This window comes from Bradyrhizobium sp. USDA3010 (assembly GCF_056429065.1).
The window spans coordinates 11,659-26,691 of record NZ_JBWJZD010000024.1 but is presented as its reverse complement, the minus strand read 5'-3'; the positions used below and the strand labels follow the sequence as shown (position 1 = coordinate 26,691).

Below are 15,033 nucleotides of genomic sequence, written 5' to 3'. Positions count from 1 at the left end.
GTTTGACGCGTTTTCGTCACGCGAACCGGCGTCCATCCCGCATCAAGTGCGGGACAGGCTTTCGCTTGAAAGCGCTCTAGTCCTTGCCATCCGCAACGCGGACGGCGTAAGCGCCGGCCTTCGACGACGCGAGATGCGACAGCACCAGGATTGACGGGTCGACGCCGGTTCGCCGGCGGCACAGCACATTGAGCGCGACGGTGGCGAGCACCAGGGAAACCGTCGCCGAGATCGCCGCCCCGAGCACGCCGAGCCAGGGGATCAGCACGACAAACCCGACCAGTCGCAACGCCACGTTGGCGGCGACCACCGGAACATAATCGCGCTCATGCCCCGTCAGCTGCAGGACCGCGGCGGACGGCCCGCCCGCCGCCTGGAAGGCCGTTCCGATCGCGAGCACGATCAACACCCACTGCTGCGCGGCAAAATGCGGTCCGAACAAGCCGAGCAGGTAGGGAGCGCCGACCCAGACGATGACGAGCCCGCTGAGCACGCAGAGCGCGGTCACCTCGGCCATCAGCTTCAGCGTATGCTCGAGCTCGCGGTGATTCTTGCTGAAATACAGCGACGGCAGCCGGCGTGCGCCGAACGTGTAGAGCGCGGCGGAAAGCATCGCGAAGATGTTCGCCAGACGCGAGGCGGCGAAATAGACGCCCGCAGTGGCCGGATCCAGCATCCAGTAGACCAGGATGACGTCGAAATACTGGTTCGCCGCTTCGAGAATCGAGGCGAGCCAGAAGCGGAACGCGCTGCGGTTCCAGCGCGACGTCTCGAAGCGCGCCGTGACCGCGCGCAGGTTCGGCAGCACGCGCACGATCGACACGATCTGCACGACCAGCCCCAACGCCATCGCGACCGTCATCGCGGCGAACAGTTCGGCGGGGGTGAGCTGGCGGTGGCCGAACAGCGCCGCGATCAGGACCAGGACGACGGCAACCCGCCAGAAGAATTCGCGATTGCCTTCGCCCATCAGGATGCTGACCAGCGATCGTGCGATCTGGCTGCCGAGCATCAGCCCGGCATTGACGGCGGTGAACGCCGAGACCGAGAGAATCAAGAGCCACCATTCGCCGCGAATGCCTGCCACCGCGGCGATCGCGGCGATCGAGATCAGCATCCCGATCGCCGAGTACTTCAGGCTCGACAGCAGCACGCCCTTGGTCAACTCGGCCTGGCCGCGCACCTCGTACTCATTGAGGAAGCGAACCAGCAGCAGCTCCTGGCCGACCAGGCCCACGACCGCGGCGATCTGGGCGACGGAGAGCAAGGTTGCGAAGTCTCCGAACGCGTCAGGCGTCATCGTCCGCGCCGCCAGCGAAAACAGGGCGAACGCGAGTCCGCCGCTGCCAACCTTGAGGAGGATGGTCCCGGCAACGCCGCGCGTGACATCGCGCCGTAGCATTTGAAGAACAGAGGCAATCACAAGCGACGTCTCAATATCCTGTCAGGCTGCTGACCCTAGCAATCGGTGAGATCAGGAGTGTTAATGTTCTCTTGCTAAGATTCCGTTCCTTCCAACCGGCTCCCGGGCGCACGCAGTCGGCCAATATGTCGCGCTGCTCCATTCTGGAACGCTGCCGTCCTCGCTGTGTCCAAACGGCGCAGATTGGAATTTTCGCCCGGCCCCCGGTTCGACAGCGTGGACTGCGCCGGTTGAAGCCGCGTTAGCGCGTCAACGGTACTCGTCGAAGCGCCACGGCCGCGCAATTGCCCAGCCAGCCTGCTGTGGAGCGCCCAAAACGTCGGTTTCATGACCGCTGTGGCTGCAAGCCATGTGCCGGGAAGGGGCTGATCGCAGTGGGGGCGTTGTCGTTAACCTCAATCATGGAACTCGTCGCGTCCGATCTGCGCGGCGGCAGGGCAGGCAAGGAAATTGCAGTTCCGTAGCCAATTAGCCGTCGGAGCGGACAAAGATGATTGCCGAGGAAAGCATGACCCAGCCGATCGCAACCTGCGAGGCTGAAGCGATCGAAGCGGAAATTGCCATTGTAGGCGCCGGTTTGGCGGGCTCGCTCGCGAGGGCCGTCCTCACGCGTGCCGGGTATCGGGTCGTCCTGATCGACAAGCGCTCGATCCCGCCGGATGAATTCCGCGTCGAAAAGATCGCCGGAAGGCAGATCGATATCTTCCGCCGCCTGGGCTTCATCGACGATGTCGAGGCCGTCGCCTCGTCCTATGACCGGGTGCTCAACATCAGGGACGGCAGACTGGTCGATATCGGCGTCGGCCGGTCCTACGGGGTTTCCTATGCCAACCTCGTCGACATGGCCCGCGGCCTGACGCCTGACGCGTCGAGCTTCCTGCTCGACCAGGTAACCAATGTCAGCTGCAGCGAGGATCGTCAGCAACTGACACTGGCCTCCGGAAAACGCGTCGTCTCACGCCTGGTCGTTCTGGCGACCGGCATGGCGGGCGCGCTTGGCTACAATCTCGGAATGCGCCGGCAGATGATCGCCGCGCGCCACTCGGTGACGTTCGGCTTCACGATCGCGCGGCCGGGTAACGCGCCATTCGGCTTCGACGCGCTGACCTGCTACGGCAAGCAGGCGGCTGACGGCGTCGACTATCTCAGCCTGTTTCCGATGTCGGGCGGCATGCGCGCGAACCTGTTCATGTTCCGCGACCCGACCGATCCGATCATGCGCGAGCTGCGCCGCGACACCAGGCGGACGCTGCTCCGTCTGATGCCGGGACTGGAGCGCTACCTTGGCGATTTCCAGATCGTCGGCCAGGTGCACAACTGGGTCATGGACCTGTCCGTGACCGAGGGCCATCTGCAGCCGGGCGTCGTGCTGATCGGCGATGCCTACCAGACCAACTGTCCCGCGGCCGGTACCGGCGTGAGCCGCCTGCTGGTGGATGTCGAGCGTCTCTGCACCGAATATGTGCCGCGCTGGCTCGAGACCGACGGCATGGGCACGGAGAAGATTGCGCAGTTCTATTCCGATCGCGACAAGCTCGCCGCCGACCGGCATTCACTGCAACTGGCGCGCTTCCGCCAGGCTTTGACCTCCAACACTGATGTACGCTGGACCATGCAGCGGAAGCTGCACTTCCTGCGCCGCATGATCACGCATCAGGTGGACCGGATTCATCCGGGATGGGTCATGCGCGTTCGTAGCGCGCTCCGCTAGAGCATGATCCGGAAAAGTGCGAAGCGGTTTTCCGAAAAGATCATGTTCAAGCAAAGAACTAATGCGCGATGACGATTCAACCTAATCTCATCGCGCCTTAGGCGGCAGTAAGGCTTTTCCCAGGCGGCCTTACCGCGTGCCGGTCGAGGTGCGGACCGGCCTGAGGTCGGTCACCCGCTTGGCGGCCTGCTTGATCCAGGGCGCCTGCTTCAGCGCAAACAGTGCAAGCGATCCGGCCGCGCTGCCGGCCTGCGTCACGCTCGACATCGGCGTGGGCTGGCCTCCGAACTGCATCTTGTAGGGTTCGTCACCGATGGTGAAATCCAGCACCCGGTCTCCGCGCTCGATGCAGTCCTTGGCAACACTCTCGAATGTGAGCGCGCCGATCGACTGGCTCTTGTATCCCTCGATGTCGAAAGCCGTCATGACGACGAGCAGGCTGCCGCGGTGAGCCAGCCCAAGGGCGGTGGCGATGACCTCGCCATCCATCTTCATGGCGTAGAGCCGGGTAAACGAGCCCATGCCGCGAAGCGCCACGCTCGAGTAGAAATCGAAATATTCCGGACGCTGCAGCAGGTCACCGTCGCCGTGTGCCTGGAAACGCGGGCCGCGAAACTTCCTCATCACGTCCATGGCTTCGCCGATGGAAGCGCTGTCGTTGCAGCATGCGAAGGTGAGCGTGCCCTTCTTGTGGATCTGGCGCCATTTCTTTGCCAGTTCCTTCTGATAGGATTTTCCGAGCGCATTGAGCTCCCATTGCTCGAACGGCGCGGACAGGACTGTCGCATAGGCATTGGTATCCATCAGGCTGCGGTGCGGCGCCCCGAGCAAATTCTCGATCGGCATCCTGGCATCGAGCAGCTTGGGAATGCGCAGCAGGTCGAATGGCCGGACCAGTTTGCGAAGCTGCTCGCAGGCCTGCCGGTCCTGCAGCAGGTCGGCGAATGTCTTGGCGGCGCAGACCGGCGACAAATAGTCGGACACGCGAAGGTCCGCGAATTCGACCGTGCGCATCGGGCCGCGCCGCACGCGGAGCAGCGGCAACACGGCCGCAAGCGCCTTGTTGGTGCGATGACGGACGACGACGACCAGCGGCTTCGCTGCCGCCGCGGGAGCGAGCTTGCGATAGAGGCTGTCGAGCCACAGCGGATGCTGGAAGGCGGTCGCGTCCGAGCCTTCGAACAATGTCGCGTATTCGTCAGACAGGAAGTCGAATGCGTCGTCGATGCAAACATCGAACGCGTCATCATTCTTATTCATGTGAAACCAAACAAACGGGTTTTCAAAGCGCCGGTCGAGCCGCCGTGATCTCCTTATAGCAAAGGCTGATGATCTCGGGCACCGGGAGATTACGATTTGTATTAATGTAGTCCCTCGACCTTTGCGCAGTGTTGCTGCTCAAGCGTCGCCGGCCTTGTGTGATGCTGTCGCTCCGCCCAGCGCCGGCATCGTTAACCATCCCTTACGGTCCGTCTCACGTCACGCTGCCGCGTGATATCGCATCCATCTGGACCGGATATTGCAGTTAGGTGCACGTAAGCACTGGAGCCCCTGCTGAAATGTTGACTAACAGCCAAAAAGCCCGCGTTTCCGACGCAATCTCGCCCCTGCAGGCCGATCGCGAGTGGCCGCGGCGTCTCGATTCGGATATGGCTGCTCCAGTTGTCCGGATTTGCAACACTTCGAGCGCCGGGCAGCCGGTTTCCTTCGCGGATGGGCCAGCCGAATCAACGATGCCGAACGGCGTGCCGGAGCGGCGCACCAATCCTGTCGGCAGGGCTGCGACCGCCAGCGTTGCTCGCGCTACGATCGGCGGGCTGCGGCTCGCCGTGCTCGATCGCGAGCAGACCGCGGATTTCATGGTCGAGGCGGTGTATCCGAACCGGCGTATCAATCGGCCGCTGTATCTGACATCAGCCAATGGCGAGGTGTTGTCGCGCTGCTCCACCGAGCCGATGACCGACCGGCTGTTCCGTGCCGCCGACCTGATCAATGCCGACGGGCAGCCGCTGGTCATGGTGTCGAAGCTGCGCTCGCCGAACCCGCTTCCCGAGCGCGTCGCGACCACGGATTTGTTCCACAACGTCGCGCGCAAGGCCGAAGAACTCGGGCTGACCTTCTACCTGTTTGGCGCCAACGAGGCCGAAAACAAGGCGGCAATCGCCAATGTCCGCCGGGCCTATCCGGCTCTCAAGATCGTCGGCCATTCGCACGGCTATCTGCGCGGCGACGCGCTTCGGGCCAAGGTGGATGAGATCAACGCCCTGGCGCCGGACTTTCTCTGGGTCGCGCTTGGCGTGCCCTACGAGCAGGCCTTCGTCGACGAGTTCATGTCGCGGCTTGGGAATGTCGGCGTCATCAAGACGTCGGGCGGATTGTTCAACTTCCTGTCCGGATCGCGGCCGCGCGCGCCGAGATGGATGCAGATCGTCGGGCTCGAATGGGCCTGGCGTCTTTGGCTCGAGCCGCGCCGGTTGTTCTGGCGCTATCTGACGACCAATCCGCACGCTCTCTATCTGCTGTTCAACCGGACCCGGTCCTCGGCGACCAGGGACTGAGTCCGTACCGAGTGCAATGTGCCGCTCCGATCCACCGGAGCGGCGAGCTCTTCAATGAGCGGAGTACAACCGATGGACGGTCGAGCAGTCGATAGCTCGGTCTGGCAGGCGCCGGGCGTTGATGCTGAAAATTTCGCGCGAACCGTCGTCAACTGGTCGATCACCGTCAACGTGATCATGTCGATGGGGACGTTCCACCCCGCGCTGCTTCCGACCGAGGTAACGCTGGTTCAGCAGGCCGTCGCCCTGCTGATGTGGGGCGTGCTGATCTATGCGAGCCTGTTCATCCGTCCCTCCCTGCGGCTGGCGTTCAATCTCGACACGCTTGTGATCGTCGCATTCTATGCGTTCGCCACGATTTCGGTGTTCTGGACCAATTTGGACGCGGCGGCGCTGATGAAGGCCGCGGCGCTCGCCGTCACGACGCTGGGCGCGTTCTTTATGGTCAGCCGCGTCGACATCGACGACATCGTGAAATCGACCACCCGCGGCCTCTTCGTCCTGATGGCGGGCTCGGCGTTTTGCGCAGTCGCACTCCCGGACATCGGCGTGGACCAGACCTGGATGCACAATGGGCAATGGCAGGGCGTCTTCGAGTCGAAGCAGACCTTGGGCTTCGCCGGCGCCTATCTCATGTTCTTTGCCTGTTATCGAAAGATAACCGGACAGGGGTGGCTGCCGTTCCTCGTCACGTTCGCGCTGGCCTCGACCTGCGTCGTCTTTTCGGAGTCGCGCGGCGCCGGCGCCCTGTCGCTGGTCGCCTGCGCGCTGTTGCTGACCTCCTTGTGGTCGGTCAGCTGCATGCGGGTCTACGCGGTGCTGCCATGCGCCATGTGCGTCGCGGCCGCGTTGCTGATGCTGTACTTCTACACGACCGGGTACGACTCGATCCACGTGTTCGACACCACGATCAATTTTACCGAAAGAACCTTCATCTGGCATTACGCCATCAGCCATTTCGATGACGCGCCGCTGTTCGGGTTTGGCATCAACGGGTTCTGGACCAGACCGGAGATCTACGACTATTTCAACCAGAACCACGGCTGGGTGCTCGACAATTACCACAACGGCTACATCGCCATTCTCGTCGAAACCGGATTCCTGGGCTATTTCCTGTTCATGGCGAGCGTCTTTCTGTTTTCCTACAAGATGCTCTGCCTGATCGCGGAGCGGGCGATCGACCGGCTGCATTGCGCGCTGATCGTCGGGTTCGTCTTCCTCAACTGCCAGACCAATTTTACCGAAACGGTCTTCCTGCGTTCGACGATGTTCACATCGGTGCTGTTGATCGCCTTTTTCCTCGCCGCTTGCCGCGCGTTGCCGTCGCAGCGCCTGCAGCTGCGCGAGCCGGAGCCGTCATGACCGCGTTTCGATTTCCGCAAAGAGCCTTGAGCGTGCTGCTGGCGGCGGCGCTTTCTGCCGTGCTGATCTCGCCCGCGCGTGCGGCGGGGCAGGGGGCATCTGCGGACGTCGCGGCGTTGGGGCGCGGCATCAATATTCTTGGCTATGACGGCATCTGGGAAGGCTACCCGAACGCGCCCTTTCGCCCGGAAAACCTCACCGCCATCCGTAAGGCAGGCTTTTCACACGTCCGGATCAACTTCTTCGGCTTCAAGTACATGGATTCCGGCAACATCCTGGATGACGCCGTCTTGCGGCGCCTCGATGCCGTGATCGAGCAGGTGCTGGCGAGCAAACTGATCCCGATCCTCGATGAGCACGACACCGATCTCTGCCAACGCGACGTGCCGGAATGCACGGCGAAGCTCACGGCGTTCTGGCGCCAGATCGCGTCGCGCTACGCGGGCAAATACCCGGCGCTGGTGTTCGAGATCCTGAACGAGCCTGGTGGGAACATGACGTCGGCCGAGTGGAACGTGCTGCTCGGCGAATGCCTGGCCATCATCAGGGGCACGAATCCGAAGCGCGATGTCGTTGTCGCCGTCCTGAACACCGAGGAACTGCCGGTCGAGCAGCTGACGTTGCCGGCGCGCGACAGGAACCTGATCGTCACATTCCACTATTATTTGCCGCTGCAATTCACCCATCAAGGCGCGCCGTGGTCGGCGACTTTCTCGAAGATCGGCCCGTTGAGCTGGGGCTCCGCGGAGGACGAAGCCAAGGCCGCCGCCGATTTCGACAAGGTCAGGTCCTGGTCGGAGAGGGAGCAGCGCCCGATCTATCTCGGCGAGTTCGGCGTCTATGAGCGCGCGCCGGCGGAGAGCCGGACGAAGTACCTGTCGTTCGTGGCGAGGCGCGCTGAAGGCTTCGGCTGGGCGTGGGCCTATTGGCAGTTCGATCACGATTTCGCGGCATTCGACGGCGCCCGGCAACGCTGGAACAGGGACATCCTCCGCGCGATCATTCCGCCGGTTCGTTGAACCCTTGTGGCCCATGCGCGGCCCCTGATGCAGGATCGCGCGGAACGCCATGCCTTGCCTTGCATGGCCTGAGGAATAATACTTGCTCGGGACAGCCAAGCTTAAGGAATCGAGAGCGTTGCCGGACGTTGCGAGCAGGGAACAGTTCGATGTCAAGCGCGCCGCCTTTGCTGCGACCATCGGCAACATGCTGGAGTTCTACGACTTCATCACCTACAGCTTCTTTGCGACCGAGATCGGGCGCACCTTCTTCCCCGCGCATAGCGAATACGGCAGCCTCATGCTGTCGCTTGCGACCTTCGGTGCCGGCTTCCTGACGCGACCGATCGGCGGCATCGTGCTCGGCATCTTCTCCGACCGGGTCGGTCGGCGGCCGGCGATGCTGCTGAGCTTTGCGCTGATGGGTGGCGCGATCCTGACCATCGCGCTGACGCCGTCCTATGCCGCGATCGGCGTCGTAGCGCCGATCATCGTGATCCTGGCGCGGATGGTGCAGGGGTTCGCGCTCGGCGGCGAGGTCGGGCCGACCACGGCCTATCTCATCGAGATCGCGGCACCCCGGAACCGCGGCCTGGTGGTGGCATGGCAGCCGGCCAGCCAGGAGGTCGCGGCCACCGTCGGCGCCCTCGTCGGTGTCATCCTGAGCAGCACGATGGCGCCTGACATGCTCGAGGCGTATGGATGGCGCGTCGCGTTCCTGCTCGGGGCGGTGTGCCTGCCGTTCGGCATATGGATGCGCCGCACGCTGCCTGAAACCGTCCCTCACGGCGAGCGCGCTGCCGCAAGCGTCGAGCGCTCGAACCATGTCATGCTGGCGCGCCGGCACCTTCGCGTGATCATGCTGGCCGTGATGATCCTGGCGAGCGGCACGATCTCGACCTACGTGACGCAATACATGACGACCTACGCCAAGAATACGCTGCATGTGTCGCCGTCGCTGGCGTTCACGGTATCGCTGGTGAGCAACGGGCTTCAGATCATCGGCGCGGTGCTGGGCGGCTGGCTTGCCGACCGGCTCGGACGCAAGCCGATCATGATCTGGCCGCAACTGGTCGTGCTGGTGCTGACCTATCCGGCTTTCCTGTGGATCGTCCGGGATCCCGGCGCGTGGTCCCTGCTGTTCGGCTTCGGCATCCTGTCGTTCATCGGATCGCTGCCGTTCACGGCATTCTATGCGGCCTTCACCGAAGCGCTGCCGCAAAACATCCGCGGCGGCGTGTTCGCGACGATCTACGCGGTTGCGATCGCGACCTTCGGCGGCACCGCGCAGCTCGTGGTCACGTGGCTGCTGCACGTGACCGGAGATCCGCTGGCGCCGTCCTGGTATCTGCTGCTCGCAGCGGCGGTCGGCATCGTGGCCATGAGCCTGATGCCCGAGACCGCCCCGGTGAAGATCGGCGAGAAGTAACCGCTGGGCTCAATCCATGTCGCGAAAGGCGTGGCCGTTGGCCTCGATCTCTTTCACGAGCTGCGGCGGCAGATTGGCCTGCGCCGAGGTGCCGTCGAACACCCAGTCCTTGGCGTCGCCGAGATCGGGAAGGCCGGCGCCCTTGCGGACATAAAGGCCGACCGATGCCTTCTTCGGGTTGATGTAGAGATCGTAGTCCATTGCGCGCCTCCTCTCCGTTGAAGTTCAACGGAAGCTCCGGCACAGATTGGCCGGAGGCTTCCTGGAAGAGTCAACGCCGGCGGGTCTAGGCGGGTTTCTTCGCCTCCGGCGCAAGCACCACCGACGCTTCGCTGGTCAGCATCAGGAAGGTGATGGTCTCCTGGAAGTAGAGCTGGACCGAGGTCGCCGAGTGGCTGAGATAGCCGATCGAAAGGTCCTGGCCGATCGAGAGCTGGAAGTCGCCGCCGCGGGTGGTGAGCAGGACGCCGCCCTCGATCGCAGGCGCCCAGATGATCTTGCCGTCGATCAGGCGCTGGATGTGCTGCAGCACGGGGTAGCCGTCGTCGGTCGCACCGCCGATCGCGGTATAGGGCTCGGTGCCGAGCAGCAGCGTGTAGGGACCGTTGACGCCGGCGAGCCGCAACTGGCTGACCGCTTGCGCGACCACGGCGGGGTAATTCTTGATGCTCGACGGCAGCTTCAGCACCGGGTTGCTGGTGCCCTGACGGATGCCCTGAATCCCGGCGGCCGTGTAGCCATCGAACACCGCGCGGTCCTCGGCGAAGGCGATCTTTCGCGCGGCCTCCTTGAGCGGGTCCCAGTCGGAATCATTGGAGCCGCGTTCGACGTCGTCGATCGCCTGGCGCGACAGCTCGAACGGCACGCGCAGCTCGACCAGCGCGCGGACATCGCGCTGCGTCGCCTCGACACCGTCACCAGGCGTCGCAATCTTCTTGAGATGGCCGGTGCCGACCGCGGAGAAATCCGTGCCCTTCGGGCCATCGACATCGACGACACGGCGCGCCGCCAGATGGCGCTTCAACGTCCGCGAGGCTTCCTCTTCGATCTGGGCCCATGCCGCGTCCGAGATGGGGGCGAGTCCCCGATGAAGATTATTCATGTCCAGCCTCTCCTTTGAGTGAGCCAATCCCGAGCGAGCCGTCGGACGGCAATATTCTTGGTGCAGGTGCCTCGTCAGCCCCGGCGTCGTCCAGCGACGGCTCAGCCGGCGCGGCCGCAGGCGCCTCGCTCATGACATCCTCCAGGAAGGTCGCCGACGGGATGAAGAACAGCGTGCCGGTCACGGCGCGGCTGAAGTCGAGCAGGCGGTCGTAATTGCCCGGCGGCCTGCCGACGAACATGTTCTCCAGCATCTGCTCGATCCGGTGTGGGGACTTGGCATAGCCGATGAAATAGGTGCCGAACTCGCCCTTGCTGATGTTGCCGAACGGCATGTTGTCGCGGACGATATCGAGCTCCTCGCCGTTCTCGACGATCGTCGTCAGGGCATTGTGCGCGTAGCTCGGCTTCACCGCATCGTCGAGCTCGATGTCGGACAGCTTGGTGCGGCCGATGATCTTCTCCTGCATCTCGACCGGCAGCTCGTTCCACTTCTTCAGGTCGTGCAGGTATTTTTGTACGATCACATAGCTGCCGCCGGCGAAGGCCGCGTCCTCGTCGCCGATGATCGTGGCCTCCGTCGCCGCCTGGTCCTCCGGATTCTCCGTGCCGTCGACGAAGCCGAGCAGGTCGCGCTCGTCGAAATATTTGAAGCCGTGCACCTCGTCCGAGGTGGCAACCGCCTCGCCGAGCCGCGACATGATCTGTGTCGCGAGCTCGAAGCACAGGTCCATCGGCACGGCGCGGATGTGAAACAGCAGGTCGCCCGGCGTTGCGACGGCGTGGTGGACGCCGTTGATCTCGCGGAACGGATGCAGACCTTGCGGCTTCGGCGCACCGAACAGCCGGTCCCATGCCTCCGAGCCGATGCCCATGACGCAGGACAGCCGACCCTCGAGATCGCGGAAGCCGACCGCGCGCACCAGCGCAGCCAGATCGGCACACAGCGACCGCACCACGGTATCGTATTCCGGATTGGGCTTGATCGTGACCGCAAGGAAGATCGCCGCGCGCGTCAGCTTCGCAGCGACCGGTTGCGGAACGGCTGATGGCACGCATCTCTCCCTAACTAACGGCACTTTCACGCGCAAAAGGTCTGAACCGGACGCCGGATCGACGTCCAGACAGGGGCAGAGGAGCATGCCATCGGAGCCTTTACAAGAGCCCGGATTGCTAGGCTTCCGCGGACGGACCAACCGGCTTGCCGGACTTCTCCTCCTCGAGCGTCACCGCAATGGCGGCGTTGGCGGAGAGCCGCACCTTTGTGCCTTCGACACCGGCAACGAAGCCGAGCTCGATATAGTGGTGATGGCCCTTGTGGAAGCCGTCGCTTTCGCTCTTCTTGAGCTTGATGCGGTTGCCTTCCACGTGATCGACGGTGCCGACATGCACGCCGTCGGCGCCGATGACCTCCATGTTGTCCTTGATGTTCGGTTGCGCCATGGCGCTCTCCCTGGTTGCAGGTCGGCTTGTATATTCAGCTTGCATATGATGCGCCCGGACGACGCGGCGATGACGGCGCGCCGTCGGCAATCCGGGCTTCCCTCACACCGGTTCGAATTCGTCCGCGGCAGCGTTCTCGGGCTTCTTGCCGTTGAAGGTGAGGCCGGCCTTGGTGGCGGATAGCTTCACCTGCGAGCCGTCGCGTACGTCGCCGGCGAGGATCATCTCGGCCAGCGGATCCTGCACGCTGCGCTGGATCACCCGCTTCAGCGGCCGGGCGCCATAAGCCGGATCCCAGCCCTTTTCCGCGAGCCAATCGCGCGCCTTCGGATCGAGCTCGAGATCGATCTTGCGATCCTCGAGCAGCTTGCGCAGGCGCGAGAATTGAATCTCGACGATGCGGCCCATGTCGCTCTTCTGCAGCCGGTGAAACAGGATGATTTCGTCGATGCGGTTGAGGAATTCGGGGCGGAAGTGTGCCCGCACCATGTTCATCACCTGCTCGCGCACCGCGCTCGTGCTCTGGCCCTCCGGCTGGTTGACGAGATATTCCGCGCCGATATTCGAGGTCATGATGATCAGCGTGTTGCGGAAATCGACGGTGCGGCCCTGGCCATCGGTCAGGCGGCCGTCATCGAGCACCTGCAGCAGCACGTTGAACACGTCAGGGTGCGCTTTCTCGATCTCGTCGAACAGCACGACCTGGTAGGGTCGGCGGCGCACGGCTTCGGTCAGTGCGCCGCCCTCGTCGTAACCGACATAGCCCGGAGGCGCGCCGATCAGCCGCGAGACCGAGTGCTTCTCCATGTATTCGGACATGTCGAGCCGGACCATCGCGGTCTCGTCGTCGAACAGATATTCGGCGAGCGCTTTTGCGAGTTCGGTCTTGCCGACGCCCGTAGGCCCCAGGAACATGAACGAGCCGATTGGCCGGTTCGGGTCCTGCAGGCCGGCGCGGGCGCGGCGCACCGCGGTCGACACCGCGCGCACGGCCTCGGCCTGGCCGACGACGCGCTTGCCGATCATCTCCTCCATGCGCAGCAGCTTGTCCTTCTCGCCTTCGAGCATCTTGTCGACCGGAACGCCGGTCCAGCGCGACACCACCTGCGCGATGTTGTCGGCGGTCACGGTCTCGCTGGCGGACGAGGTCTCGCTGGCCTCGACGGCAGCGAGCTTCTTCTCGAGCTCCGGAATGCGGCCATAGGCCAGCTCGCCCGCCTTCTGGAATTCGCCCTTGCGCTGCGCATTGGCGAGCTCGGTGCGCAACTGCTCGAGCTCACCCTTCATCTTCTGCGCGTCGGAGAGCTTGCTCTTCTCCGACCGCCATCTCGATGTCATGTCCGCCGACTTCTTCTCGAGATCCACGAGATCCTTCTCGAGGGTTTGCAGACGGCTCCTGGAGCCGAGATCGGTCTCCTTCTTCAGTGCCTCCTGCTCGATCTTGAGGCGGATGATCTCGCGGTCGAGCGAGTCGAGTTCCTCAGGCTTGGAATCGACCTGCATCTTCAGCCGCGCCGCCGCCTCGTCCATCAGGTCAATGGCCTTGTCGGGCAGGAAACGGTCGGTGATGTAGCGGTTCGACAGCGTGGCGGCGGCGACCAGCGCCGAATCCGCGATGCGCACGCCGTGATGCTGCTCGTACTTGTCCTTGAGGCCGCGCAGGATCGAGATGGTGTCCTCGACCGTCGGTTCCGAGACGAACACCGGCTGGAATCGCCGGGCCAGCGCCGCGTCCTTCTCGACATGCTTGCGGTATTCGTCGAGCGTGGTGGCGCCGATGCAGTGCAGCTCGCCGCGGGCGAGCGCGGGCTTCAACAGGTTCGATGCGTCCATCGCGCCGTCGCCCTTGCCGGCGCCGATCAGGGTGTGCATCTCGTCGATGAACAGGATGATGCCGCCCTCGGCCGACGTCACCTCCTGCAGCACGGCCTTGAGCCGTTCCTCGAACTCGCCGCGATACTTTGCACCCGCGATCAGCGCGCCGAGATCGAGCGCGAGCAGCGCCTTGTCCTGCAGGCTCTCCGGCACGTCGCCATTGACGATGCGCAACGCAAGCCCCTCGACGATCGCGGTCTTGCCAACGCCGGGCTCGCCGATCAGGACGGGATTGTTCTTGGTGCGCCGTGACAGAACTTGAATCGTGCGCCGAATCTCCTCGTCGCGGCCGATCACCGGATCGAGCTTGCCATCGCGCGCGGCCTGGGTGAGATTGCGGGCGTACTTCTTCAGCGCGTCATAGGCATTCTCGGCCGATGCGCTGTCGGCGGTGCGGCCCTTGCGCAGGGCGTTGATCGCCGCGTTCAGGTTCTGCGGACTGACGCCGCCCTTGGCGAGCAGCTTGCCGGCCTCGCTGTCCTTGTCGGCGGCCAGCGCCTGCAGCAGGCGTTCGACCGCGACAAAGCTGTCGCCGGCTTTGTCGGCGGCCTGTTCCGCCGCGGCGAAGGCGCGCGCGGTCTCGGGCGCGAGGTAAATCTGTCCGGAGCCGGCGCCGCTGACCTTCGGCACCTTCGCCAGCGCGTCCTCGGTCGCCTTGAGGATCGCGCGCGAGTTGCCGCCGGCGCGGTCGATCAGGCCGGCAGCGAGGCCTTCACTGTCGTCGAGCAGCACCTTCAGGATGTGGAGCGTCGAGAACTGCTGGTGTCCTTCGCGCGTCGCGAGCGATTGTGCCGACTGAATGAAGCCGCGGACGCGATCGGTATATTTTTCAATGTTCATCGTGGCACCTCAAGGCAGCACAGGCTCGTCGAGATCCATTATGCCATGCATTGCCGCCGGCGACAGATGGCGGAACGATGACATCCATCATGCGACAGGCGTCCAATCGTGCCGGGCGGAGAACCGCGGGCCTGACGCTGCCGTAGCTCGTATCGTGTGGTCGTTTCAGGGGAGTGTCAATCGCGGAGCGTGGCCGCCGGCATACCGCTTTTTGAGGTGTTTGCGACTGCCGGTGCTCGCTTCCGGCACTGATCCGGAGGCACTGCTACGGACGCACCGACAAATCGGGGTCC

The 15,033-nt window shown here is 63.9% G+C and carries 12 protein-coding genes; 5 read left to right on the top strand and 7 right to left on the bottom strand.

Translation table 11 applies throughout. The features are described 5' to 3' along the window. Nucleotides 1-76 precede the first annotated feature (76 nt). Nucleotides 77-1,402, bottom strand: coding sequence for a lipopolysaccharide biosynthesis protein (locus AC066Y_RS29435; protein ID WP_478276922.1), 1,326 nt, complete (start codon nucleotides 1,400-1,402; stop codon nucleotides 77-79). 511 nt (nucleotides 1,403-1,913) lie between these two features. On the opposite strand from AC066Y_RS29435, the gene AC066Y_RS29430 reads away from it, so the two are divergent. Continuing rightward, complete coding sequence (locus tag AC066Y_RS29430) at nucleotides 1,914-3,134, top strand: FAD-dependent monooxygenase (protein ID WP_478276921.1); 1,221 nt, start codon at nucleotides 1,914-1,916, stop codon at nucleotides 3,132-3,134. Between the two features lie 129 nt (nucleotides 3,135-3,263). On the opposite strand, the gene AC066Y_RS29425 is transcribed toward AC066Y_RS29430, so the two are convergent. After that, on the bottom strand, nucleotides 3,264-4,394 hold the full coding sequence (locus AC066Y_RS29425; RefSeq protein ID WP_478276920.1) for a GNAT family N-acetyltransferase: 1,131 nt from the start codon (nucleotides 4,392-4,394) through the stop codon (nucleotides 3,264-3,266). 473 nt (nucleotides 4,395-4,867) lie between these two features. On the opposite strand from AC066Y_RS29425, the gene AC066Y_RS29420 reads away from it, so the two are divergent. The 4 genes from AC066Y_RS29420 (at nucleotide 4,868) to AC066Y_RS29405 (ending at nucleotide 9,481) form a co-directional block, all read left to right on the top strand. Next, nucleotides 4,868-5,692 carry a WecB/TagA/CpsF family glycosyltransferase gene (locus tag AC066Y_RS29420; RefSeq protein WP_478276919.1) on the top strand — a complete coding sequence of 275 codons (825 nt, stop codon included), beginning with the start codon at nucleotides 4,868-4,870 and terminating at the stop codon, nucleotides 5,690-5,692. A 72-nt stretch (nucleotides 5,693-5,764) separates the two neighbouring features. Beyond that, nucleotides 5,765-7,054, top strand: a complete 1,290-nt coding sequence (locus AC066Y_RS29415; protein ID WP_478276918.1) for an O-antigen ligase family protein — start codon at nucleotides 5,765-5,767, stop codon at nucleotides 7,052-7,054. Then, the gene (locus tag AC066Y_RS29410; protein ID WP_478276917.1) at nucleotides 7,051-8,073 is read left to right on the top strand and encodes a glycoside hydrolase family 5 protein; all 1,023 of its coding nucleotides are present in this window, start codon (nucleotides 7,051-7,053) and stop codon (nucleotides 8,071-8,073) included. The genes AC066Y_RS29415 and AC066Y_RS29410 overlap by 4 nt, the downstream gene beginning before the upstream one ends. Nucleotides 8,074-8,191: 118 nt before the next feature. Continuing rightward, entirely contained in the window at nucleotides 8,192-9,481 is a 1,290-nt protein-coding gene (locus tag AC066Y_RS29405; RefSeq protein ID WP_478276916.1) for an MFS transporter, read from the top strand. Nucleotides 9,482-9,490: 9 nt separating this feature from the next. On the opposite strand, the gene AC066Y_RS29400 is transcribed toward AC066Y_RS29405, so the two are convergent. From AC066Y_RS29400 to clpB, 5 genes are all read right to left on the bottom strand, one after another. Continuing rightward, nucleotides 9,491-9,682 carry a hypothetical protein gene (locus AC066Y_RS29400; RefSeq protein ID WP_097672779.1) on the bottom strand — a complete coding sequence of 64 codons (192 nt, stop codon included), beginning with the start codon at nucleotides 9,680-9,682 and terminating at the stop codon, nucleotides 9,491-9,493. 85 nt (nucleotides 9,683-9,767) lie between these two features. After that, a complete protein-coding gene (locus AC066Y_RS29395) occupies nucleotides 9,768-10,583 on the bottom strand; it encodes a family 1 encapsulin nanocompartment shell protein (protein ID WP_342709490.1) in 816 nt (271 codons plus the stop codon). Beyond that, a complete protein-coding gene (locus AC066Y_RS29390) occupies nucleotides 10,576-11,637 on the bottom strand; it encodes a Dyp-type peroxidase (protein ID WP_478276915.1) in 1,062 nt (353 codons plus the stop codon). The genes AC066Y_RS29395 and AC066Y_RS29390 overlap by 8 nt, the downstream gene beginning before the upstream one ends. A 118-nt stretch (nucleotides 11,638-11,755) precedes the next feature. Continuing rightward, complete coding sequence (locus AC066Y_RS29385; RefSeq protein ID WP_478276914.1) at nucleotides 11,756-12,025, bottom strand: DUF2171 domain-containing protein; 270 nt, start codon at nucleotides 12,023-12,025, stop codon at nucleotides 11,756-11,758. 102 nt (nucleotides 12,026-12,127) lie between these two features. Further along, on the bottom strand, nucleotides 12,128-14,740 hold the full coding sequence (gene clpB / locus AC066Y_RS29380; RefSeq protein ID WP_478276913.1) for an ATP-dependent chaperone ClpB: 2,613 nt from the start codon (nucleotides 14,738-14,740) through the stop codon (nucleotides 12,128-12,130). Between the last annotated feature and the right edge of the window lie 293 nt (nucleotides 14,741-15,033).

What these genes read in the sequence shown, in the direction of transcription:
- AC066Y_RS29415 (WP_478276918.1), top strand. Translation starts at nt 5,765, where the DNA reads ATGGACGGTCGAGCAGTCGATAGCTCGGTCTGGCAGGCGCCGGGCGTT.
- AC066Y_RS29435 (WP_478276922.1), bottom strand. Translation starts at nt 1,402, where the DNA reads ATGCTACGGCGCGATGTCACGCGCGGCGTTGCCGGGACCATCCTCCTC.
- AC066Y_RS29400 (WP_097672779.1), bottom strand. Translation starts at nt 9,682, where the DNA reads ATGGACTACGATCTCTACATCAACCCGAAGAAGGCATCGGTCGGCCTT.
- AC066Y_RS29385 (WP_478276914.1), bottom strand. Translation starts at nt 12,025, where the DNA reads ATGGCGCAACCGAACATCAAGGACAACATGGAGGTCATCGGCGCCGAC.
- AC066Y_RS29430 (WP_478276921.1), top strand. Translation starts at nt 1,914, where the DNA reads ATGATTGCCGAGGAAAGCATGACCCAGCCGATCGCAACCTGCGAGGCT.
- clpB (WP_478276913.1), bottom strand. Translation starts at nt 14,740, where the DNA reads ATGAACATTGAAAAATATACCGATCGCGTCCGCGGCTTCATTCAGTCG.
- AC066Y_RS29425 (WP_478276920.1), bottom strand. Translation starts at nt 4,394, where the DNA reads ATGAATAAGAATGATGACGCGTTCGATGTTTGCATCGACGACGCATTC.
- AC066Y_RS29410 (WP_478276917.1), top strand. Translation starts at nt 7,051, where the DNA reads ATGACCGCGTTTCGATTTCCGCAAAGAGCCTTGAGCGTGCTGCTGGCG.
- AC066Y_RS29395 (WP_342709490.1), bottom strand. Translation starts at nt 10,583, where the DNA reads ATGAATAATCTTCATCGGGGACTCGCCCCCATCTCGGACGCGGCATGG.
- AC066Y_RS29420 (WP_478276919.1), top strand. Translation starts at nt 4,868, where the DNA reads ATGCCGAACGGCGTGCCGGAGCGGCGCACCAATCCTGTCGGCAGGGCT.